Source organism: Uliginosibacterium sp. sgz301328, assembly GCF_041807905.1.
Taxonomy (GTDB): Bacteria; Pseudomonadota; Gammaproteobacteria; order Burkholderiales; family Rhodocyclaceae; genus JBGVSA01.
Genome location: NZ_JBGVSA010000017.1, coordinates 21,050 through 41,734, shown reverse-complemented (window position 1 = coordinate 41,734; position 20,685 = coordinate 21,050). Strand labels below are relative to the sequence as shown.

At 64.5% G+C, this 20,685-nt stretch carries 19 protein-coding genes; 13 read left to right on the top strand and 6 right to left on the bottom strand.

The window, feature by feature from the left end:
* Positions 1 to 103: 103 nt before the first annotated feature.
* From ACDA63_RS13755 to ACDA63_RS13740, 4 genes are read left to right on the top strand one after another with little or no spacing between them, the layout of a single operon-like run.
* Positions 104 to 1,564, top strand: coding sequence for an efflux transporter outer membrane subunit (locus ACDA63_RS13755; protein WP_373663835.1), 1,461 nt, complete (start codon positions 104 to 106; stop codon positions 1,562 to 1,564).
* Positions 1,561 to 2,868, top strand: a complete 1,308-nt coding sequence (locus ACDA63_RS13750; RefSeq protein WP_373663834.1) for an efflux RND transporter periplasmic adaptor subunit — start codon at positions 1,561 to 1,563, stop codon at positions 2,866 to 2,868. Before ACDA63_RS13755 ends, ACDA63_RS13750 begins: the two co-directional genes overlap by 4 nt.
* On the top strand, positions 2,865 to 3,584 hold the full coding sequence (locus ACDA63_RS13745; protein WP_373663833.1) for an ABC transporter ATP-binding protein: 720 nt from the start codon (positions 2,865 to 2,867) through the stop codon (positions 3,582 to 3,584). Before ACDA63_RS13750 ends, ACDA63_RS13745 begins: the two co-directional genes overlap by 4 nt.
* Complete coding sequence (locus tag ACDA63_RS13740; RefSeq protein ID WP_373663832.1) at positions 3,584 to 4,801, top strand: ABC transporter permease; 1,218 nt, start codon at positions 3,584 to 3,586, stop codon at positions 4,799 to 4,801. Before ACDA63_RS13745 ends, ACDA63_RS13740 begins: the two co-directional genes overlap by 1 nt.
* Positions 4,802 to 4,817: 16 nt before the next feature.
* On the opposite strand, the gene ACDA63_RS13735 is transcribed toward ACDA63_RS13740, so the two are convergent.
* Positions 4,818 to 5,786 carry an MBL fold metallo-hydrolase gene (locus ACDA63_RS13735; RefSeq protein ID WP_373663831.1) on the bottom strand — a complete coding sequence of 323 codons (969 nt, stop codon included), beginning with the start codon at positions 5,784 to 5,786 and terminating at the stop codon, positions 4,818 to 4,820.
* 126 nt (positions 5,787 to 5,912) lie between these two features.
* On the opposite strand from ACDA63_RS13735, the gene bla reads away from it, so the two are divergent.
* From bla to ACDA63_RS13710, 5 genes are all read left to right on the top strand, one after another.
* Entirely contained in the window at positions 5,913 to 6,791 is an 879-nt protein-coding gene (gene bla, locus ACDA63_RS13730) for a class A beta-lactamase (RefSeq protein WP_373663830.1), read from the top strand.
* Between the two features lie 117 nt (positions 6,792 to 6,908).
* Complete coding sequence (dapC, locus tag ACDA63_RS13725; protein ID WP_373663829.1) at positions 6,909 to 8,093, top strand: succinyldiaminopimelate transaminase; 1,185 nt, start codon at positions 6,909 to 6,911, stop codon at positions 8,091 to 8,093.
* A 23-nt stretch (positions 8,094 to 8,116) separates the two neighbouring features.
* On the top strand, positions 8,117 to 8,941 hold the full coding sequence (dapD, locus tag ACDA63_RS13720; protein WP_373663828.1) for a 2,3,4,5-tetrahydropyridine-2,6-dicarboxylate N-succinyltransferase: 825 nt from the start codon (positions 8,117 to 8,119) through the stop codon (positions 8,939 to 8,941).
* A 144-nt stretch (positions 8,942 to 9,085) separates the two neighbouring features.
* On the top strand, positions 9,086 to 10,264 hold the full coding sequence (locus ACDA63_RS13715; protein ID WP_373663827.1) for a PilT/PilU family type 4a pilus ATPase: 1,179 nt from the start codon (positions 9,086 to 9,088) through the stop codon (positions 10,262 to 10,264).
* A 126-nt stretch (positions 10,265 to 10,390) separates the two neighbouring features.
* Positions 10,391 to 11,449 carry an RNA methyltransferase gene (locus ACDA63_RS13710; protein ID WP_373663826.1) on the top strand — a complete coding sequence of 353 codons (1,059 nt, stop codon included), beginning with the start codon at positions 10,391 to 10,393 and terminating at the stop codon, positions 11,447 to 11,449.
* Positions 11,450 to 11,496: 47 nt separating this feature from the next.
* Here the strand turns inward: ACDA63_RS13710 and pelA are convergent, their stop codons facing one another.
* Positions 11,497 to 12,666 (bottom strand): pectate lyase, encoded by a 1,170-nt coding sequence (gene pelA, locus ACDA63_RS13705; RefSeq protein WP_373663825.1) that lies wholly within the window; start codon positions 12,664 to 12,666, stop codon positions 11,497 to 11,499.
* Positions 12,667 to 12,845: 179 nt separating this feature from the next.
* Here pelA and dapE point away from each other — a divergent pair, with 179 nt between their 5' ends.
* Complete coding sequence (dapE, locus tag ACDA63_RS13700) at positions 12,846 to 13,991, top strand: succinyl-diaminopimelate desuccinylase (protein ID WP_373663824.1); 1,146 nt, start codon at positions 12,846 to 12,848, stop codon at positions 13,989 to 13,991.
* Between the two features lie 5 nt (positions 13,992 to 13,996).
* Positions 13,997 to 14,959: a 50S ribosomal protein L3 N(5)-glutamine methyltransferase gene (gene prmB / locus ACDA63_RS13695; RefSeq protein WP_373663823.1), complete on the top strand. Its 963-nt coding sequence runs from the start codon at positions 13,997 to 13,999 to the stop codon at positions 14,957 to 14,959.
* Between the two features lie 67 nt (positions 14,960 to 15,026).
* Here the strand turns inward: prmB and ACDA63_RS13690 are convergent, their stop codons facing one another.
* Positions 15,027 to 15,929 carry a hypothetical protein gene (locus ACDA63_RS13690; RefSeq protein ID WP_373663822.1) on the bottom strand — a complete coding sequence of 301 codons (903 nt, stop codon included), beginning with the start codon at positions 15,927 to 15,929 and terminating at the stop codon, positions 15,027 to 15,029.
* Between the two features lie 134 nt (positions 15,930 to 16,063).
* On the opposite strand from ACDA63_RS13690, the gene ACDA63_RS13685 reads away from it, so the two are divergent.
* Both ACDA63_RS13685 and ACDA63_RS13680 read left to right on the top strand, forming a co-directional pair.
* Entirely contained in the window at positions 16,064 to 16,411 is a 348-nt protein-coding gene (locus tag ACDA63_RS13685; protein WP_373663821.1) for an ArsC family reductase, read from the top strand.
* Between the two features lies 1 nt (position 16,412).
* Positions 16,413 to 17,270: an Hsp33 family molecular chaperone HslO gene (locus tag ACDA63_RS13680; RefSeq protein ID WP_373663820.1), complete on the top strand. Its 858-nt coding sequence runs from the start codon at positions 16,413 to 16,415 to the stop codon at positions 17,268 to 17,270.
* A 49-nt stretch (positions 17,271 to 17,319) separates the two neighbouring features.
* On the opposite strand, the gene ACDA63_RS13675 is transcribed toward ACDA63_RS13680, so the two are convergent.
* From ACDA63_RS13675 to ACDA63_RS13665, 3 genes are all read right to left on the bottom strand, one after another.
* Positions 17,320 to 17,766, bottom strand: coding sequence for a hypothetical protein (locus tag ACDA63_RS13675; RefSeq protein WP_373663819.1), 447 nt, complete (start codon positions 17,764 to 17,766; stop codon positions 17,320 to 17,322).
* A 94-nt stretch (positions 17,767 to 17,860) separates the two neighbouring features.
* On the bottom strand, positions 17,861 to 19,351 hold the full coding sequence (locus tag ACDA63_RS13670) for a S41 family peptidase (protein WP_373663818.1): 1,491 nt from the start codon (positions 19,349 to 19,351) through the stop codon (positions 17,861 to 17,863).
* Between the two features lie 62 nt (positions 19,352 to 19,413).
* Entirely contained in the window at positions 19,414 to 20,667 is a 1,254-nt protein-coding gene (locus ACDA63_RS13665) for a murein hydrolase activator EnvC (RefSeq protein WP_373663817.1), read from the bottom strand.
* Positions 20,668 to 20,685 lie beyond the last annotated feature (18 nt).

The following is a 20,685-nucleotide window of genomic DNA, read 5'->3' as shown; positions in this document are numbered from 1 at the left end:
CTTTCGTTTCCTTACCCATCTTTACGTGCCTTAACACCCGCTGCACGGCACTTGACATTACTTGCAGGCAAACTTCGCTTCAAACCCAATACAGGAACACCCCGTGAGCTTTTCGCCCAGACTCCGACTCGCAGCCACGACACTGGCGCTTGGCGCCGCGCTGGCCGGCTGCGTGACCGTCGGCCCGGACTACATGCAACCCAACGCGGCAACGTCCGCTGACTGGTACAACCGTCAGGCCGGCATCACCCGGACCGCACCGGACGCTGCGACGCTTTCCGAATGGTGGCATCAGTTCGGCGACGGCACGCTCGACGCGCTCATCCAGCAAGCGTTCGCCGCCAACCTGGATATCGCCTCCGCCCAGGCGCGCCTGCGCCAGGCCCGTGCGCAGCGCGGCGTGCAGGCAGCGCAGGACTGGCCGACGCTGGATGCCAGCGCCAGCGGCCGTCGCAGCGGCAGCCGCACCGACAACGTCAGCACGGTGGGCAACCAGTACTCGGCAGGGTTCGACGCAAGCTGGGAAGTCGATCTGTTCGGCGGGCGCCGGCGCGCGCTGGAATCGGCCGACGCCAGCGTCGAAGCCGCCCAGGCGGACATCGACAATGTACGCGTCTCGCTGGCGGCGGAAGTGGCCACCAACTACATCAGCCTGCGCGGCTATGAAGCCTCGCTCGCCAGCACGCGCGCCAGCCTCGCCACGCGCGAAGAAACATACCAACTGACCAACTGGCGCGGCCAGGCAGGGATCGCCTCGGCCCTCGACGTGCGGCAGGCGCAGAGCAATGTGGAACAGACGCGAGCGTCCATCCCGGCCATCGAACGCAGCATCGAAGACAGCAAGATCGCGTTGGCCGTCCTGCTGGCCCGCCCGCGCGCCGAACTCGACGCCCTGCTCGCAACCACCGGCGTCATTCCGCAAACGTGGAACGCGCTCGCGGTGGGCATCCCTGCCGACACGCTGCGCCAGCGGCCGGACGTGCGCGCGGCTGAACGTCGGCTGGCCGCGCAGACGGCGCAGATCGGCGTGGCCGAAGCCGCCCGCTATCCCAGCTTCACGCTGGGCGGCAGCATTGGCGTCGCAGCCCTGACGCCGGCCGGACTGTTCTCGGCCGACACCATCACCAGCAGCATTCTCGGCAGCCTCGTCGGCAACGTGTTCGACGGCGGCCGCGCAAGACAGAACGTCGAAATCCAGAACGCCGCGCAGGAACAGACGCTTGCCACATACCAGGCGACGCTCAACCAGGCGGTGGCCGACGTGGAAAGCGCCCTGAATGCCTACGTCAAGACGAGCGAACGGCTGACCAGTCTCGTGGTCGCGGTCGACGCCGCGCGCGAAGCCTCGCAACTCGCGCAGATCCAATACACCGCTGGCGCCACCGACCTGCTGACGGTGCTCGACGCGCAGCGCACCGAACTCTCGCTGGACGACCAGTTGGCGCTGGCGCAGACCAACCGCGCCAATACCGTCGTGCAGCTCTACAAGGCCATGGGCGGCGGCTGGCAGACCGCACGTTCGACCAACGAAGCAATGAATCAATCCGGAGCCGGATCGCAATGAGCAGCAACAACAACGTACAGGAAGTGATCAAGGGCACGCACGGCACGTCGCCTCGCAAGAAGTGGCTGCGTCGCGGCATTTTCGCGGCGGTCGTCGTGGTGATATTGGGCGGAGGCCTCTATGCGCTGACCCATCGCAAGCCGCCGGCACCGACCTTCACGACAGCACCCGTCAAGCGCGGCGACGTCGCCACGACCGTCACCGCCAGCGGCACGCTGCAGCCGACGACCAAGGTCGACATCGGCTCGGAACTCTCCGGCACCGTCGCCCGCGTGCTGGTCGACTACAACGACCGTGTCACCAAGGGCCAGGTCCTGGCAGTACTCGACACGCGCAAGCTGGACGACACCATCGCGCAGGGTCGCGCCAATGTGCAGAACGCACAGGCCAAGGTCGAGCAGGCGCGCGCCGATGTCGAGCAAGCCAAGACGAATCTGGCCCGTCTCGAAAAGGTGGCGCAACTGTCGGGTGGAAAGCTGCCTGCCGGCAGCGAACTGGACGACGCCCGTTCAGCACTCGCCAACAAGCAGGCTGCACTGTCCTCGGCCCAGGCCAGCGTCGTGCAACTGTCGGCCGTGCTGCGCACCAACGAAACGGATCTGACCAAAGCCAGCATCAAGTCGCCCATCAACGGCACGGTACTCACGCGCAGCGTCGAGCCCGGCCAGACAGTGGCGGCTTCGCTGCAAGCGGTGACGCTGTTCACCATCGCCGAAGATCTCGCCAAGATGGAACTCAACGTAGCGGTCGCCGAGGCCGATGTCGGCCAGGTCAAAGAGGGGCTGCATGCCACCTTCAACGTGGATGCCTACCCCACCAAGAAATACAACGCCGTCGTGCGGCAGGTGCGCTATGGCTCGACGGTGACCGACAACGTCGTCACGTACTCGACAATCCTTACCGTCAATAACGACGACCTGACGTTGCGCCCCGGCATGACGGCGACGGCCGACATCGTCACCGCCGAAGCCACCAACGCTCTGGTGGTGCCGGCCGCCGCGCTGCGCTTCACGCCGCAGGCCGCCACGAACGCGGGCGGCCCGGATGGCAAGAGGAGCGTCTTGTCCTCACTGTTCCCGATGCCGGGTGGCATGAATCGCCCCAAGCAGGTCACGGCCACCGGGCGCCAGGCCAGCGACACCAGCGGCACGGTATGGGTGTTGCGCAACGGACATCCTGAGCCGATCCAGGTTTCGGTCGGCCTGACCGATGGCCGCTACACCGTGGTCAGCGGCGAGGGCCTCACCGAGGGCATGCAGGTCATCACGGCAGCCACGTCTGCCGCCGCGGGCGCCAAGCGATGAGTGACGGAACCTTCATCAGAATGCGCGACGTCACCAAGACGTACGGGCGTGGCACGGCAGCATTCCAGGCGTTGCGCGGCGTGAGCTTCGACATCCAGGAAGGTGAGTTCGTGGCGATCATGGGCCATAGCGGCTCGGGCAAATCGACGACCATGAACATTCTGGGCTGCCTCGACTCACCCACGTCCGGCGAATACGTCTTTCGTGGCACCCACGTCGAAACGCTCAACCGGGACGAGCGCGCCATGCTGCGTCGTCACTACCTGGGTTTCGTGTTCCAGGGCTTCAATCTGCTGGCGCGCACCACCGCGCTGGAAAACGTCGAACTGCCCCTGCTCTACCGCGGCATGCCCCGGCAGGAACGCCACGACGCCGCGCGCGAGGCGCTCGCTGCCGTCGGCCTGACCGGATGGGAACACCACACACCGGCCGAACTGTCGGGCGGCCAGATGCAGCGCGTTGCCATCGCACGCGCCATCGTTACGCAGCCGTCGGTATTGCTCGCGGACGAGCCGACCGGCAACCTCGATTCGGCACGCAGCGAGGAAATCATGGGCCTGCTCACGCAGCTCAATCGCGAGCGTGGCATCACCATTCTGATGGTGACGCACGAGCCGGACATGGCAGCCTATGCGCATCGCATCATCCGCTTCGTCGACGGTCTCGTCGCCGACGACGAGCGCGTCACCGGCAAGATGACGGAGGGTACGCACTGATGTTCTTCAACGCATTGCTCCTCGCCATCCGCGAGATCCGCCGCAACATGCTGCGTGCGTTCCTGACGGTGCTCGGCATCGTCATCGGCGTGGCCGCCGTGATCACGATGGTCACGCTCGGCAATGGCGCGACCAACTCGATCACGGCACAGGTATCCAGCCTCGGCAGCAACCTGCTGTTCGTGCGGCCGGGACGCGGCTTCGGCCCCGGCACGGGCTTTTCCGGAGCACCGAACTTCAAGCTCGAAGACGCCACCGCCATCGCCGAACTCGTACCCGGCGTGCGTGCCGTGGCTCCGACCATGACGCGCTCGGTCAGCACTGTTTTCATGCAGCAGAACTGGACCACGCAGGCCAACGGCGTCACCAATGACTACTTCACCGTGGGCAACTGGAGCATCGGCTCCGGCCGCGGCTTCACGGACGCCGAGCAGCAATCAGGCAAGGCCGTGTGCGTGATTGGCGCCACGATCCAGACCAAGCTGTTTCCCAATACCGACCCGATCGGCCAGAAGCTGCGCGTGCGCGATCTTCCGTGCGACATCATCGGCGTGCTTGCCCCCAAGGGCCAGTCCGCCATGGGCCAGGACCAGGACGACACCGTCCTGCTGCCGCTCAAGACCATGCTGCGTCGCGTGCTCGGGCGCACCAGCACCCAGGTGATCCCGAACATCTTCGTGTCGGCCAAGGACGGCTTCGATACGGAACAGGTCGCACAAGACATTACCAACGTTCTGCGCGTGCGCCGCAACATCCAGCCAGGGCGCGATGATGACTTCCAGGTCGTCGACACCAAGCAGATCGCCCAGACGCTGTCGACCACCACCAAGGTCATGACGACCCTGCTCGGCGCCGTGGCGGCAGTGAGCCTGCTCGTCGGCGGCATCGGCATCATGAACATCATGCTGGTGTCGGTCACCGAACGTACGCGGGAGATCGGCATCCGGCTTGCGATCGGGGCGCTGGAGCGCGAAGTCCTGCTGCAGTTCCTGGTGGAATCGGTGGTGCTGTCTTCGCTGGGCGGCATCATCGGCATCGTGTTGGCGCTGATTGCCTCGGCCGGGCTGTCGCAGGTCATGCAATTGCCGTTCGAATTCGATCTCCAGATCAACCTGCTGGCGTTCTGTTTCTCGGCCGCCGTCGGCGTGCTCTTCGGCTACGTCCCCGCCCGCCGCGCCGCGCAGCTCGACCCCATCGAGGCTTTGCGCCACGAATGACGGCACTGCCCGCGAATCACCTTTCGCGGGCGCCGTGCTGCCGGTCCAGCCAGACCTCCAGCCCCTGCGCATTCAGTTCGATATCCAGTGACAGCAACTCGATGACGGTCGCCGCCGGCAGCGGGCAATGGCGGCGGGCGGCGCGAATGGCATAGAGCGCGCCGAGGCGCTCAACGAGCCATGCATGGCGGTCAGGCTGCCCGTGCGAGTCATGCGCGAGCTTCACCATCTCGTCGATCTGCTCCATGAGTTCGCGGGAACGCGCTTCCACGCAATCCACGCGCCCGAAGTGCGTCAGGTACACGGCCTCGGCCGACAAGCCCACCAAACGCGCGATCGACGCCTTCAGCGCATCCGGATCGAACTGCACGGGCGAGGTGGTCGGAATGACGAAGGCGCCGTCTGCGCAGTCGGTCTCGCGGTATGAGATTCCAAACGTGTCGCCTGCGAACACCGCACGCGAGCGCGCGTCGAACATGCAATTGTGATGGCGTGCATGCCCCGGTGTATCCAGGCAGACGATACGGCGGCCGGCGAGCTCGACGACGTGGCCATCGGGGGCTTCGATCACCCTGTCCGCCGGCACGGGCACCAGTTCGCCGTATGTTTCGCGCATGGCCGCTTCGCCATAGACAGCCGTCGCACCAGCAGTCAGCGCCGTCGGATCGATCATGTGGCGCGCGCCGCGCGGATGCACCACGAGCTGCGCATTCGGCAGATGCTGCATGAGCGCCCCCGCTCCGCCGGCATGATCGAGGTGCACGTGGGTCAGGATCACCCAGTCCACGGCTTTCACTGAAAGGCCCCGGCTTTCAAGCGCCTCCAGCAGACGCGGCACTGCCAGCGCCGTGCCGGTGTCGACAAATGCCGCACGGCCGTTTTCGACAATCAGGTAGCTGGCGTCGAAGTGGTGGCGCAGCAGTCCTGTGTCGATGGCGTGGATGCCGTCGCCATAGTCGATGACCTGTTCTTGCGAGTGCTCCATGTTGGTCCTTGAGCGAGAGGATGCCGACTACCTTACTGGCCACGAGTAATCGCCACAATGCGGGGATTTGGCAGCTTCGGATATTTCCGGGCGGCTACAATTGGCGGTTTGAACCCTGGAATTGTCATGACGCACTCTGCCCGCCGTCGTTCGATCCTGCTGGCCGGCATGGCCGCCCCGCTCGCCATGGTTTCGCGTACATCTCTGGCCGCCAGCGTCGAAAGCGAGCTGGCCGCGCTCGAATCGACCTCGCAGGGCCGGCTTGGTGTGTTCGCGCTCGACACGCGGCGCGCGCACCAAATCCGTCATCGGGCGGACGAGCGCTTTCCCCTATGCAGCACCTTCAAAGTTGCGCTGGCGGCGGGCATTCTCCATCGCAGCGCGACCGAACCGGGCCTGCTCGAGCGGCTCGTCCGCTACACCGCGGCGGACCTTGTCACTTATTCGCCGATCACGGAAAAGCGCCTCGCGGAGGGCATGAGCGTCGGCGCCCTTTGCGTAGCAGCGATGCAATACAGCGACAACGCCGCGGCCAACCTGCTCATGAAGGAACTCGGCGGGCCGGCGGGCGTGACAGCGTTTGCCCGCGCGCAAGGCGACACCGTCTTTCGCATCGACCGATGGGAACCCGAGCTCAACACCGCCGTGCCCGGCGACGCTCGCGACACCAGTTCCCCAGCCGCCATGGGCATGCTGCTTCACCGCTTTGCCTTGGGCACTGCGCTGCCGGCCGCGCAACGGGGGCAATTGATCGAATGGCTGCGCGGCAACACAACGGGTGCCGCGCGTATCCGCGCGGGCGTGCCAAAGGACTGGATCGTCGGCGACAAGACCGGCTCGGGCGACTACGGCACCACCAACGACGTGGGCATCCTGTGGCGCCCGGATGGCAGCGCCGTGGTGCTGGCGGTGTATTTCACGCAGCCCCGCAAGGACGCCGAGGCGCGCAGCGATGTCGTGGCCGCCGCCGCACGGATCGTCGCCAAGGGGCTGGACCCGGCCTGACCGGCCCCAAGCGGGGCGGCGGCCGCTCGATGGCCGGCGTATAATCGCGGCTCCCATGCGGCCTCGACCGGACCCGATCCGTCGAGGCCGCTGAATGTCTGAGCCGGAAAAACAGCCGTGAATCCTCATCTCGAGAGTCTTCAGCCCTATCCGTTCGAAAAGCTGCGTGCGTTATTCAACGGCGTCACGCCGCCCGATCTGCCGGCCATCCGCCTGTCGATCGGCGAACCGCAGCACGCTACGCCGGCCCTGATCCGCGACCGGCTGGTCGACACGCTTTCGGGCCTGGCGACCTACCCGACCACGGCGGGCATCGACTGCCTGCGCGAAACCATCGCCGCCTGGCTGCAGCGCCGCTATGGGTTACCGCAGGTGAATGCGGCCACGCAGGTGCTGCCCGTCAATGGCTCGCGCGAGGCGCTTTTCTCGTTCGCCCAATGCGTCGTGGACGGCAGCCGCCCCGAAGCGCTCGTCGCCTGCCCGAATCCGTTCTATCAAATCTACGAAGGCGCCGCCTATCTGGCCGGTGCCCGCCCGGTTTTCCTCAACCAGACCGAAGAAAACGGCTTCGGGCTCGACCTCGACAGCCTGAGCGCCGCCGAATGGTCGCGCGTGCAGTTGCTGTTCGTCTGCTCTCCGGGTAACCCGACCGGCCGCGTGCTGGACCTTGATGAATGGAAGACGCTGTTCGAGCTCTCTGACCGTTACGGCTTTGTGATCGCTTCGGACGAGTGCTATTCCGAAATCTACTTCGAAGAAGGCGCAGCCCCCATCGGCGCGCTCGAAGCCGCCCACCGATTGGGCCGCGACAATTTCGAGCGGCTGGTGGTGTTCTCCAGCCTCTCCAAACGCTCCAACGTGCCGGGTCTGCGCTCGGGCTTCGTCGCTGGCGATGCGGCGATCCTCAAGCGTTTTCTGCTCTACCGCACCTACCATGGTTGCGCCATGAGCGTACCGGTGCAGGAAGCCAGCATCGCTGCGTGGAACGACGAAACACACGTGATCGAAAACCGCCGCCTGTACCGCGAGAAGTTCGCCGCGGTGGTGCCGCTGTTGCAGGGCACGCTGGGCGTGAGCATGCCGGACGCGTCGTTCTACCTGTGGGCGCGCACGCCCGGCGACGACACCGAATTCGCCCGAGAACTGCTCGCTCGCACCAACGTCACGTTGCTGCCCGGCCAATATCTGGCACGCGAAGCACGTGGCATCAATCCCGGCCGGGGCCGCGTGCGCATCGCGCTGGTCGCCGGCATCGATGAGTGCGTCGAAGCGGCGCGCCGTATCGCTGAATTCTCTCGTTAAGACCCTTCATTTAGAGGAAGACCATGAACACGCAAGACCTTGAATCGATCATCAACGCCGCGTGGGAACGCCGCACCGAAGTCAGCCCCGGCAAGATCGACGCCGAACTGGGCAAGGCCATCCGCCACGTCATCAATGAATTGGATACCGGCCGCCTGCGCGTGGCCGAGAAGATCAACGGCGAATGGGCCACTCACCAGTGGCTGAAGAAGGCGGTGCTGCTGTATTTCCGCACGCACGAAAACGCCGTCATCGAATCGGGCGACCTGAAGTACTTCGACAAGGTGCCGACCAAGTTCGGCCAATGGAGCGAATCGCAATTCCGTGACGCCGGTTTCCGCGTGGTGCCTTCAGCCGTCGCGCGCTACGGCTCGTTCATCGGCCGCAATGCCGTGCTGATGCCCTCTTACGTGAATATCGGCGCTTACGTCGACGAAGGCACGATGGTCGACACTTGGGCGACGGTCGGTTCGTGCGCGCAGATCGGCAAGAATGTGCACCTGTCGGGCGGTGTCGGTATCGGTGGCGTGCTCGAACCGCTGCAGGCGAACCCGACGATCATCGAAGACAACTGCTTCATCGGTGCCCGTTCGGAAGTCGTCGAAGGCGTGGTGGTCGAGGAAAACTCGGTGATCTCGATGGGCGTATACATTGGCAAGAGCACCAAGATCTACGACCGCGCGACCGGTGAAGTCACCTACGGGCGCATTCCGGCCGGCTCGGTGGTGGTGTCGGGCAACCTGCCCAGCGCCGATGGCAAGTATTCGTTGTATTGCGCCGTGATCGTCAAGCGCGTGGATGCCCAGACCCGCGCCAAGACCTCGATCAACGACCTGCTGCGCGACTGATCGCGCAAGGCGTGCCGGGGCCGTGGCTCCGGCACGGGTGGGCGCTGTCGCCATGGCAGTGCCCGCGCGCGGGCGACAAAGCGCCTCGACGGCGCGACAAACAGAATGGCCCGCAAAGGGCTCAGAGAGACAAGGAGCGCCCGCATGATCTTCGACAAGCTGTTCCAGCTGATGGCCGAACGCAAGGCGTCGGACATCTTCGTCTCGGCCGGCGCACCGATCCACATCAAGATCAATGGCACTGTCATCCCCATCAACCAGCAGGTGATGGAGCCCTCGGTCATCCAGCGGATGGCCTACGAAATGATGACGCCCGAACAGGTCAATCGCTTCGAGCAGGAACGCGAGATGAATCTGTCGTACGGGCGTCGCGAACTGGGCAACTTTCGCGTCAATTTCTTCTGGCAACGCAGCAGCATCGGCATCGTGGTGCGCTACATCCAGGGCGAGATCCCGCCGCTCGGCTCGCTCGGCCTGCCGACGGTGCTGGGCGACATCATCATGGAAAAGCGCGGGCTGGTGCTAGTGGTGGGCGCAACCGGCTCGGGCAAGTCGACCACCATTGCGTCGATGCTCGACCATCGCAATACGCACCGCTCCGGCCACATCCTGACAGTGGAAGATCCGATCGAATATCTCTTCCGCCACAAGAAATCGATCGTCAACCAGCGCGAAGTCGGCTTCGACACGCATAGCTGGCACGAAGCGCTGCGCAACGCCATGCGACAGGCGCCGGACTGCATCCTGATCGGCGAAATCCGCGATCTCGAAACGATGAAGGCTGCCATTGCGTACGCGCAGTCCGGCCACCTATGCCTGGCGACGATGCACGCCAACAACGCCTATCACGCGCTCAACCGGATCGCCAACTTCTTCCCGCTGGAAAATCGCTCGCTGCTGTACCTCGATCTGTCGGTCGCCCTGCGCAGCATCATCTCGCAGCGACTGGTACGCCAGCCCGACGGCTCGCGCGTGCCGGCAGCCGAAATCCTCATGAACACGCGCCACGTCGCCGATCTGATCGAGAAAGGCCTGTTCAGCGAAATCAAGGAGGCAATGGAGCAATCCCTCGCGCCCGGGTCGCAGACTTTCGAGCAGGATCTCTATCGCCTCTATCGCGAAGACGTCATCACGCTGGAAGAAGCGCTCACCAACGCCGATTCGCCCACCAACCTGTCGTGGCTCATCAATAACGCCGCGCCGCCCACAGCGCCGATCGCGGTCGCGCCCGAAACCACGCGGCTGGCGGATTTCGAGCCAGAGGAAGAAGACGGCGCCTCGTTTGCCTCCTTCACCCTGCACATGGAAGAAGATTCGCGATAAGGCTTGTGCCTTCGCGTGCCCCGGCCCGTGATGCCGCAATCACGGCTGCCGCCGCCCGCCGTGTGACACGCCGCAACAGCCTGCGTTGGCGCGCAGGCCTTTGCAGGTGCTAGCATCCGCCCCGCAATGCGAATCCAGCACATCCGCCAACATTTGCGCGACCTCGGCGCCAAGCCCGCTCACGAACAGCGAGTTCTGCGCGCGTGGGCCAACGGCCAGCCGCTCGACGCAGGCCCGCGCGCGGCGGAACACGTACTGCCTCTGCGCGTGCGTGAAGCGCTGCCGGCCATCGCCGCCGACCTCGCCGGACTGGCCGGCATCCATTCGGAACACCCCGCCGAAGATGGTTCGGCCCGTCTGCTCGTGCAGCTCAGCGACGGCCAGACGGTAGAGAGCGTGCTGCTGCCGCGCGATGGCGTGTGCGTTTCGAGCCAGATTGGCTGCGCGGTCGGCTGCACCTTCTGTATGACGGGGCGCGACGGGTTGCTGCGCCAACTCGGCAGCGCCGAGATCGTCGCGCAGGTTGTCCTCGCGCGGCGGCAGCGACCAGTGAAAAAGGTCGTGTTCATGGGCATGGGCGAGCCCTCGCACAATATCGACAACGTGCTGGAAGCAATCGACTTCCTCGGCACGCTGGGCGGCATCGGCCACAAGAATCTGGTGTTCTCGACGGTGGGCGACCATCGCGTCTTTGAACGCCTGCCGCAGGGCCCCGTCAAGCCGGCGCTCGCCTTGTCGCTGCATACCACCCTGCCCGATCTGCGGGCACGACTGCTGCCGCGCGCACCGCGTATCGATCCGGCCGAACTCGTCGAACGCGGCGAAGCATACGCCCGTGCGACGGGCTACCCGATCCAGTACCAGTGGACGCTGCTCGAAGGCGTCAACGACAGCGACGAAGAGCTCGACAACATCGTGCGATTGCTGGCGGGCAAGTACGCCATCATGAACATGATTCCGTACAACACGGTGGATGCCCTGCCCTATCGCCGGCCATCGTGGGAGCACGCGCGCGACATCGCACGGCGGCTGCATCAACGCGGGGTACTCACCAAGTTGCGCGACTCCGCCGGGCAAGATGTCGAAGGCGGGTGCGGGCAGTTGCGCGCCCGCGTCACCGCACAGGACCCAGCACTCGCCGCACGCCCGGTCACGATCCAGACCCGGCGCGCGGCGCGCAACTGACGGTCACGCCGGGAGGGCGCTGCGACGCGTGCTCCCGGGCATGCGACTCAACGCCCCATGCGCTTCTTCCACGCGGGATACTCTTCGTACAGCAGCTTTTGCGGCCAGGTGCCGTACCACGCGTACCCCGTGCGGCGCTCGTGCGTGATATCGGAGTACTTGTCGACGCGGCGCCCATCTCGATTGGCTAGCACGATGCTGTTGTCCTTGAGATCGTAGAAACGCCCCCACAGCGGCCCGGCGGATGCGTCCTGCACCAGCACGCGATCGGTGGTCGCGGTGTGGAACGGATAACGGATCGGTTGTTCGAGCATGACGGTGTCGATCTTCCAGCCGACCAGCTTGGAGCGATCGAACCAGCTCATTACGCCTTCGATGGACTTGATCACTTCGGGCGACGGGTCGGGGATGCTCAGCAGGTAGCGCGCCATCTCGACCGATTCCTGCGACACGATCGACGGCAGTTCGAATGAACGCCCCTGTGCGGGTTGCAGCGTGCGCAGATCATATTGCCCGGCCCATCCGGTCAATTGGCCGTTCTGCACCACTTGCAGCTTGAGTACGCAGACGTCGCCACGTTCACGGGCCTCGCCCGCCCGCTGCCGCGTCGCCGCGTCGAGCGAACTGAACGGCTCGCTGCCGCTTTCCATTTTGCGTAACGTGCGCAACACGCCGGAGGTCACTTCGTCGGCAAAGGTGATATCGCCATGGTAGGGCTGCGTGCCCGGTACCGTGTGGGGCCAGCCGCCGCAGTTCTTGTTCTGCATGCGCAGGATGTACTCGAAGCCGCGCAGCGCGGCGTCTCGGTAACGGGCCTCGCGCGTCTGGTCGTACGCCGCGAAAAGGTATTCGACTTGCGTATAGACGTTCCGATTGTCAAAACTGCTTTGCGAGTTGTACTTGTCACGCCATGCGTAATCGATTTCGTCCTGCGACATGATGCGGGCCGGGTCGCGGTTCTCGATCCAGCCGCCGTTGTTGCGCTGGAGAAGGACGATGTTCTCGGCGATGCCGACGATCTGCGTCGGCTCGTAGCGGGCGTAGCGTGTACCGTTACGATCGCGCCAGTGCTTGATGCCGTCGGAAAAACCATCCAGCGGAATAGCGCGGTAGTTCTTCTGGAGTTGTTCTGCGGTCAGTGCAGGCCCCGAAGGCTGGCCGGCGCAGCCGGCAGTCAACAGGGCCGCTGCCAGAATGGCGATGCGGGTCGTGCTCATGTGTCTCCCGTTGTTGTTGTGGCGGGCGAACCCGCGAAAAGCCGTCACATTCTAGAGATGAAACGCTAGAACCCGTACGATTTTCGTCGCCACACGGATCGCCGACGCGGATTGGGCGCGAGCGTGCAATGCAGCCTCAGGCTAGAATCCGCCTTTCGCCTCAAGCCCCACCCTCCGCCATGCAAGACCACGCACAACAAAGCACCCTCGATCTCGCGCAGGAGTTGATTGCGCGCCGCTCTGTCACGCCTGCGGATGAAGGCTGCCTGGAGATCATTGCGCGCCGCCTCGAAGCGATCGGCTTCACCTGCGAACGCATCGACAGCAACGACGTGTGCAACCTGTGGGCGCGACGCGGCACGGCTCGTCCGGTGGTCTGCCTGGCGGGCCACACGGACGTGGTGCCCACCGGGCCGCTCGACCAATGGCATAGCGAGCCCTTCGCGCCTACCGAGCGCGACGGCTATCTGTACGGTCGCGGCGCGGCCGACATGAAGACTTCGCTCGCGGCTTTCGTGACGGCGGTGGAGCGCTTCGTCGCTGCCAACCCCGATCACGCAGGCTCGATCGCGCTGCTGCTTACCTCGGATGAAGAAGGCGTGGCCACCGATGGCACGACGCGCGTGGTCGAAGCGCTGCGGGCGCGTGGCGAAGCCATGGACTACTGCATCGTCGGCGAACCCACCTCCGTGGATCGCCTCGGCGACATGATCAAGAACGGCCGTCGCGGCTCGCTCAACGGCACGCTGAAGATCCACGGCGTGCAATGCCACATCGCCTACCCGCACCTGGGCCGCAACCCGATCCATCAAGCCGCACCGGCGCTGGCCGAGCTGGCGGCAACCGAGTGGGACAAGGGCAACGAGTATTTCCAGCCGACGAGCTTCCAGATTTCGAACATCCACGCCGGCACGGGCGCCAACAATGTGGTGCCGGGCGCGCTGGAATTGCTGTTCAACTTCCGCTTCTCGCCTGAATGCACGGCCGAAGGGCTGCGTGCCCGCGTGCATGAAATCCTCGATCGCCACGGCCTGGAGTACTCGCTGGAATGGAGCTTGTCCGGCAATCCGTTCATGACGCGACGCGGCCGCCTGGTCGATGCCGTCCTGGCGGGCATCGAGGCTGCGACCGGCGTGCACGGCGCCTTGTCGACCACGGGCGGGACTTCCGACGGCAGGTTCATCGCCACGTGGTGCCCCGAAGTCGTCGAGTTCGGGCCCGTCAACGCCACCATCCACAAGATCAACGAGCGCGTGCGCGTGGCCGACATCGGACCGCTGTCCATCGCCTACGAACGCGCCATCAGCCACCTGCTTGCCGAGTAAACGCCATGAGCCACACACACGAACACGACCACGAATGCGACGAAGACTGCGGTCACGACCATGGTCATGAGCACTCGCATTCGCCAATCGATGAACTGGTCACGGTGCGCGACCTGATCCGCTATGCGGTCACGCGCTTCAATCGCGCCGGGCTCTACTTTGGCCACGGCCTGCAGGACGCCTACGACGAAGCGGTCTATCTCGTACTCCACACACTGCACTTGCCGCTGGACCGCCTCGATCCGTTCATGGATGCGTGCATCCCGTCGGATGAACGCGCCGAAGTGCTGGAGAAGATCGCTCGGCGCGCTGACGAGCGCATCCCGATGGCATACATCACCAACGAGGCATGGCTGGGCGACTTCCGCTTTTACGTGGATGAGCGCGTGATCGTGCCACGCTCGTATTGCGCGGAACTCATGGAAGAGGGCTTTTCGCCGTGGATCGCGCATCCGTCTGACGTCAAGCGCGCACTGGATCTGTGCACCGGCAGCGGCTGCCTGGCCATCCTGATGGCGCATCGCTTCCCGGATGCGTTGATCGATGCAATCGACCTTTCCGACGATGCGCTCGACGTCGCCGCGCGCAACGTCGACGACTATGGCCTGAACGATCAGGTACGGCTCATCAAGTCGGATGTGTTCGCCGCACTGGGCGATGAGCGCTACGACCTGATCGTCAGCAATCCGCCCTACGTCACCACCGAATCGATGGAACGCCTGCCGGACGAATATCGCGCCGAGCCCGAAATGGCACTGGCGGCCGGTGACGATGGACTGGATGTCGTGCGCGTGATCCTGCGCGAAGCCCGACGCCACCTCACTGACGACGGCATCGTGGTGGTGGAAGTCGGCCACAACCGAGATCTGGTCGAAGCCGCATTCCCCGAGCTGGAATTGGTGTGGCTCAGCACCGAGACGGAAGACGACAAGGTCTTCCTCGTGCGAGCCGATCAGCTACCGGAATAGCAATTGCACGGGCGGCATGCGCCGCCCGCCATACGTCACGTCACCAGAGCGCTTGCCCGACGGAGGATCAGTCGCCCATCGCCCCCGGGGAGATCCCCTCGCCGCCACCGTGGAAGATGGCGCCCCAATCTTCAGACGACGAAGACGAAGAAGACGAGGACGACGCCGGGGCAGCCGAAACCGGCTCGCTCACCGTGGTGGAGCGCGAACTTTGCGCACGCACGTCGGACGTAGCAACGGGCGTCATCGTCGTGCGGCCGCCCGGCGCACCCGCGGTTTGCGGCGGGATGTCGGCGCGCAGCGTATCGGCCACGTTGCGACCATTCACGCGCACCACTGCGGTGGCCGTGCCTGTGGCATCGACCCCGACCGGCTCGACCGAGATCGTCCCGGCATCCAGTGCCATTTGCAGTTTTTGCTTGGCGTGGTCGCCGCCGGCGGCCAGTGCGCCGGGCGGAATGCCCTGGATGCGGAACTTGCGCCCTTGATGGAAGAAGGTCTCGCCATCGACGGCGTACGCGCGATCGGGGACGTTGCGCGCTTTCACCTCGGCGGCGGCGCCAGCAGCGGGCACCGCAGTGAGCGCGTTTTCCTTGATCGGGCTGGTCTGCAATGCGGGTTCAGGTGCGGGCGCCGAGGAACATACGCGCTTGTTGGTGTAGCCCTTGCTCGTTTTGACGCGCACCGTGCGGCACTTGGCCGCCGATGTGCTGGCCTTGCCGGAATTGGCAGCGGCCTTGGGCGTCGACTTGCTGGCGGACTTGGATTTTGACGGAGTCGCACTTTGCTTGGTGGAAGCCGGCGCGGCCTTTTTGGTCGTAGCGCTCGCCTTCGACTGCTTGGCCGGCGCCGCCTTGTTCTGCTTCGAGGTCGCAGCCTGCGCGGCGTACGGGACCGAAACGGTCACCGTACCGAACACAGCTAGCGTTACCTTGACGAACAAGGTCTTGAATTTGGGATGAAATTTCATCGGCAGTGATGATCTGCAAACAGATGAGGCAGAATGCGCCCCGGTTGGATCGGTATTTTCGCATCAAACGGCTGTGGCCGCCGCTGATCTGAATGCGACAATGTGTAATTACTCAACGGGTACATGAACGCGTAATGGTCAAGGTATTCGGCATCAAGAACTGCAACACCATGAAGAAGGCGTTCGACTGGCTCGACGCCCACGGTATCCCTTACGATTTCCACGATTACAAGAAGTTCGGCATCACCCAGCAGCACCTCGCCGCCTGGGCTGCCCAGATCGGCTGGGAACCCCTGCTCAACACACGCGGCACGACGTGGCGTGGCCTCACCGACGCGGAACGGACAGGGGTCGATGAAGCACGTGCCATTGAATTGATGAGCGCCAAGCCGAGCCTCATCAAGCGCCCCGTCATCGAACATGACGGCAGGATACTGGTGGGCTTCGATGAGGCCGCTTATCTTAATGAACTGGGAGCCTGAGATGCGAGACGCCGTTCAACGCTTCCTGCTTGAAGACATCGATATCCGCGGGGCCGTGGTGCGCCTGTCGGACAGTTGGCGCGAGATGCTGACCGGACGCGACTACCCCGCTGCCGTGCGCGCGCTTTTGGGCGAGATGTGCGGCGTATGCGCCATCATTGCCACCAACCTCAAGCAGCCGGGGCGGCTGACGTTCCAATTGCGCGGCCACGGCATTGTGCCGTTACTGGTGATCGACTGTTCCGAAAGACTCAATCTGCGCGGTTTCGCGCAGAGCGAAGATCACGTCCCGGCGGAAGCCGGCCTGCATGAGTTGCTCGGCGACGGCAACCTGCTCATGACGCTGGACGTTGCGGGTGCGCGTCAGCCGTACCAGAGCTTCGTGCCGGTCGAAGGCGACACCATCGCCAGCGTGTTCGAACACTACCTGGCCCAATCGGAACAACAACCGGCGACGCTGGTTCTGGCTGCAACCGACACCCAGGTGGCAGGGCTGTTCCTGCAGAAGCTGCCGGGGGCCGACCTCAAGGACCAGGACGGCTGGAATCGGGTGCGCCAGCTTGCCGTAACACTGAAGTCAGAAGAGTTGCTGGCGTGCTCGGCGGAAGAATTGCTGCACCGTCTCTTCCACGAAGAAACCGTGCGCGTCTTTGAACCGCGCGCGGTCAGCCACGATTTTCCGCCCGACTGGGAGAAGGTCAGCGACATGCTGCGTTCGCTCGGCCGCGACGAAATCGAACGCATGCTTGCCGAGAATGGCGAGATCATCATCCGCGATGATCTATCGAACCTCGAATACCGCTTCTCGCCTGAGCAAGCGCGGGCTTTGTTCGAAGCCAACAAACCGACCCTGCATTGAATTGAGCACACGGAGGTGGGCGCCAGGCGGCCCCACCCGAGCGTGATGTTCAGCGCTCGTCCCGCAGTTCGACCGGCGTGTCGTCGTGATCGCCGTGCGGGTGGCGATCATAAGCGCGGACGTAGACCTCGTCCGACTGTTTGATGAGCCGTTGCGGCATGGCGAGATTGCGGCGCTCGGTTTCTTCGGTGAAATACACCAAGGCCCGCACCATGCGTGCGTAAAGGCTGTTGTCGAGTCGGAACCCCTGTTCGCAGAGATATTCCTCGATCTCTTCAAGCGAGGCGTGAAGAAGACTGTAGCGGACGGTCAGCGTGGCAACATGGCCGCCAGGCCCCACCTCGACATGCTCCAGCCGCCCCAGCAGCTGGGCGGCATGCTCGAGAGCGTTCGGCTCGAGATGCAACTCGCGGCAACGAAGGTCGCTCCCCGCGCCCTCATGGGGAACCTGCAGGCGGCGTCCCGCCAGACGATACGTGGTTTCGGGTCTGAGCATGCGTATCTCCTCGCATCGAGCCCGCCGGACCGAGCGGGCGCCCCAAAAGCAATCGGGGCAGCCCAAGGGCCGCCCCGAATCGTCCTGCCAGCGATTACTTCTTCGCGGCGTCCGGCTTTGCCACCGGCGCCGAAGCATCGGTCGATGCCTGCGCCAGCTTGCTCTGCGCCACCGGCGCGCCCTTCAGGAAGTTCAGCGCCTGTTCGAACTGGAAGTCACCCTTCCCGCCGAATTCGAACTTCGGCGCCTCGATGCCTTCCTCTTCCGGCTTCGCCTTGTCGGCCGGCTTGGCCGCCGCACTCTTGTCCTGAGAAGCCTTGGCTGCCGCCTCGGCGGCCTGAGCGTCTTCAGCCTTGCGCGCGCCGGCGGTCGGGTCGAGGGTATTGGACAAGTGGTGATCGAGGTCAGCTTCGCGCAGATACTTGATGCGGTTGCCCTCGGCCGACTCTTCCACCACCACGTCCGGCGTAATGCCGAGCAACTGGATCGAGCGGCCCTTCGGCGTGTAGTAGCGCGCCGTGGTCAGCTTGACGCCCGTCGTCGCCGACAGCGGGATGATGGTCTGCACCGAACCCTTGCCGAACGACTGCGTACCGATGATGGTGGCGCGCTTGTAGTCCTGCAGCGCACCGGCCACGATTTCGGAGGCCGAAGCCGAACCGCCGTTAACCAGCACCACCATCGGCGCTGTCTTCCACGCAGCCGGAGCGCCCTTCAGCACGTCTTCGCGATCGCCACGAGCGTAGTCGTCGGGGGATGCGAAGTACTTGCGACGCGAATCGTCCGTGCGGCCATCGGTGTAGACCACCAGCGACTTGGGCGGCAGGAAAGCTGCCGACACGCCGACGGCGCTATTGAGCAGGCCGCCCGGGTCGTTGCGCAGATCGAGCACGATGCCCTTCACCGGACCTTGCTTGTAAATCTTGTCGAGTTGCTTGGCCATGTCGGCCGTCGTGTTCTCCTGGAACTGGGCCAGGCGAACGTAGGCGTAACCATCGACATACTTGGAGCGCACGCTCTGCACGCGGATGACTTCGCGCGTCAGCGTGACTTCCAGCGGCTTGGACTCGCCCTTGCGCACCACCGTCAGGGTGATGTTGGTCTTGGGCTTGCCGCGCATGCGCTTGACGGCGTCGTTCAGGGCCATGCCCTTGACCGGCGTGTCGTCGAGCTTGACGATCAGGTCGCCAGCCTTGATACCGGCACGGAAAGCCGGGGTGTCTTCGATCGGCGAGACGACCTTCACGAAGCCGTCTTCCATGCCGACTTCGATACCCAGCCCGCCGAACTCACCCTTGGTACTTACTTCGAGGTCCTTGAACGCGTCGGCGTCCAGGTAACTCGAATGCGGATCGAGTCCCGAGACCATGCCGCTGATCGCGCTGCCGATGAGCTTCTTGTCATCGACCGGCTCGACGTAATTCTGTTTGATGGAATTAAAAACGTCAGCGAGATTGCGCAGCTCTTCGACCGGCAGTGTGCTGGCGACGTCACGCTGCGCGTTGGCCGACAACTGAAGGCTGATCAGGACGCCAACGCACACTCCACTGAGTACCAGGCCAACTTGTTTCCACTTGCTGCTCATTTTGGCTCCATGCCATGTCACTGCACGATCTCGGGCTGCCGTGCTCGCTCACTGTTGGGGGACTAACGCCCGGCCACCCATCTTGCGGGGTCCGAAGGCTCCCCGCGATACCGGATTTCAAAGTATAAACCCGATTCTTCCGCACCACCGCTGGCGCCCACCGAGGCAATGGTTTCCCCGGTTTTCACCAGTTGTCCGGGCGTCTTGTACAACGATTCGTTGTTGCCGTAAATCGTCATGTACCCGTCGCCGTGGTCAATGATGATGAGGTTACCGAACCCTCGAAGCCAGTCAGCATACGCGACGGTACCGCCGGCCACCGCGTGAACTTCTGTGCCCTGTGCGGAGCGGATGAATACACCCCGCCAGCTCGTGCCTCCTCCTGCCCTTGGAGCACCGAAGCGTCCAGTTAGTTCGCCCTTCACCGGCCAGTGCAGACGCCCCTTCAGGCGGCCGAAATCAACGTCGGGGCCGCCGGCCTGGGCCACCGTCTCGGCGCGGCCGACCACGGGCTCGCCGGCCGCCTTGGGCGGAGTACGTCCCGAAGACGACTGAGCGGTCGCCACGCTCGACGTGCTGGAAGAGGAGCGGCTTGCCGCCGCGGCCGCCGCAGCGGCCGCCTTGGCACGGGCAGCAGCGGCCTTGCGGGCAATCTCGTCCAGCCCTTTGATGAGCTTTTCCAACCGCGCCTGGTCGCGCTGCAGCGAGGCCATCTCGCGCCGCTTGGCGCGCAGTTCTTCACTCGCCTGCGCCAGAATTTCACGTTGGCGCTTGCGCTCTTCTACCAACTTGTCCTGCTCGGCCTTGCGCTGGCCTTCAAGTTCGGCGACCTGTGCGCGCTCTGCCTCGACCAGCGCGATCACCTGCTGCAGGTTCTTCATGGCCACACGCGCTTCGTCGATGGCCTGCGCGCGCTGACGGGCGATCTGTTCGAGGTAATACGCGTCTCGCGACAACTGGTTGGGGTCATCACCCGACAGCAAGCGGCGTGCACCAGCCTGTCCGCCTTCGACGTACATGCGATAGATGACGTCGCCCAGTTGCTTGCGCTGACGGGCGATCTCGGCCTCCATGCGGCCTTGCTCGGCCTGCAGGCGCTGCAATTCGGCCTCGCGCTCGGCTTTGGACTGCGTCAGTTCGCGCAACCGGCGCTGGGCATTCGACACCGCGCGCTCGGCGCCGGCCAGATCGCTGGCCGCGTCGGCGCGGGTTTCTTCGCCACGCGAAATATCGCGCTGCAACAACTTGATCTGATCTTGCAGCGACTTAAGTTCATCGCGCTTGTCGTCGGCGGCGGCGGCCTGGGCGGTGGACATGAAAAGGCTCGCGCCGGC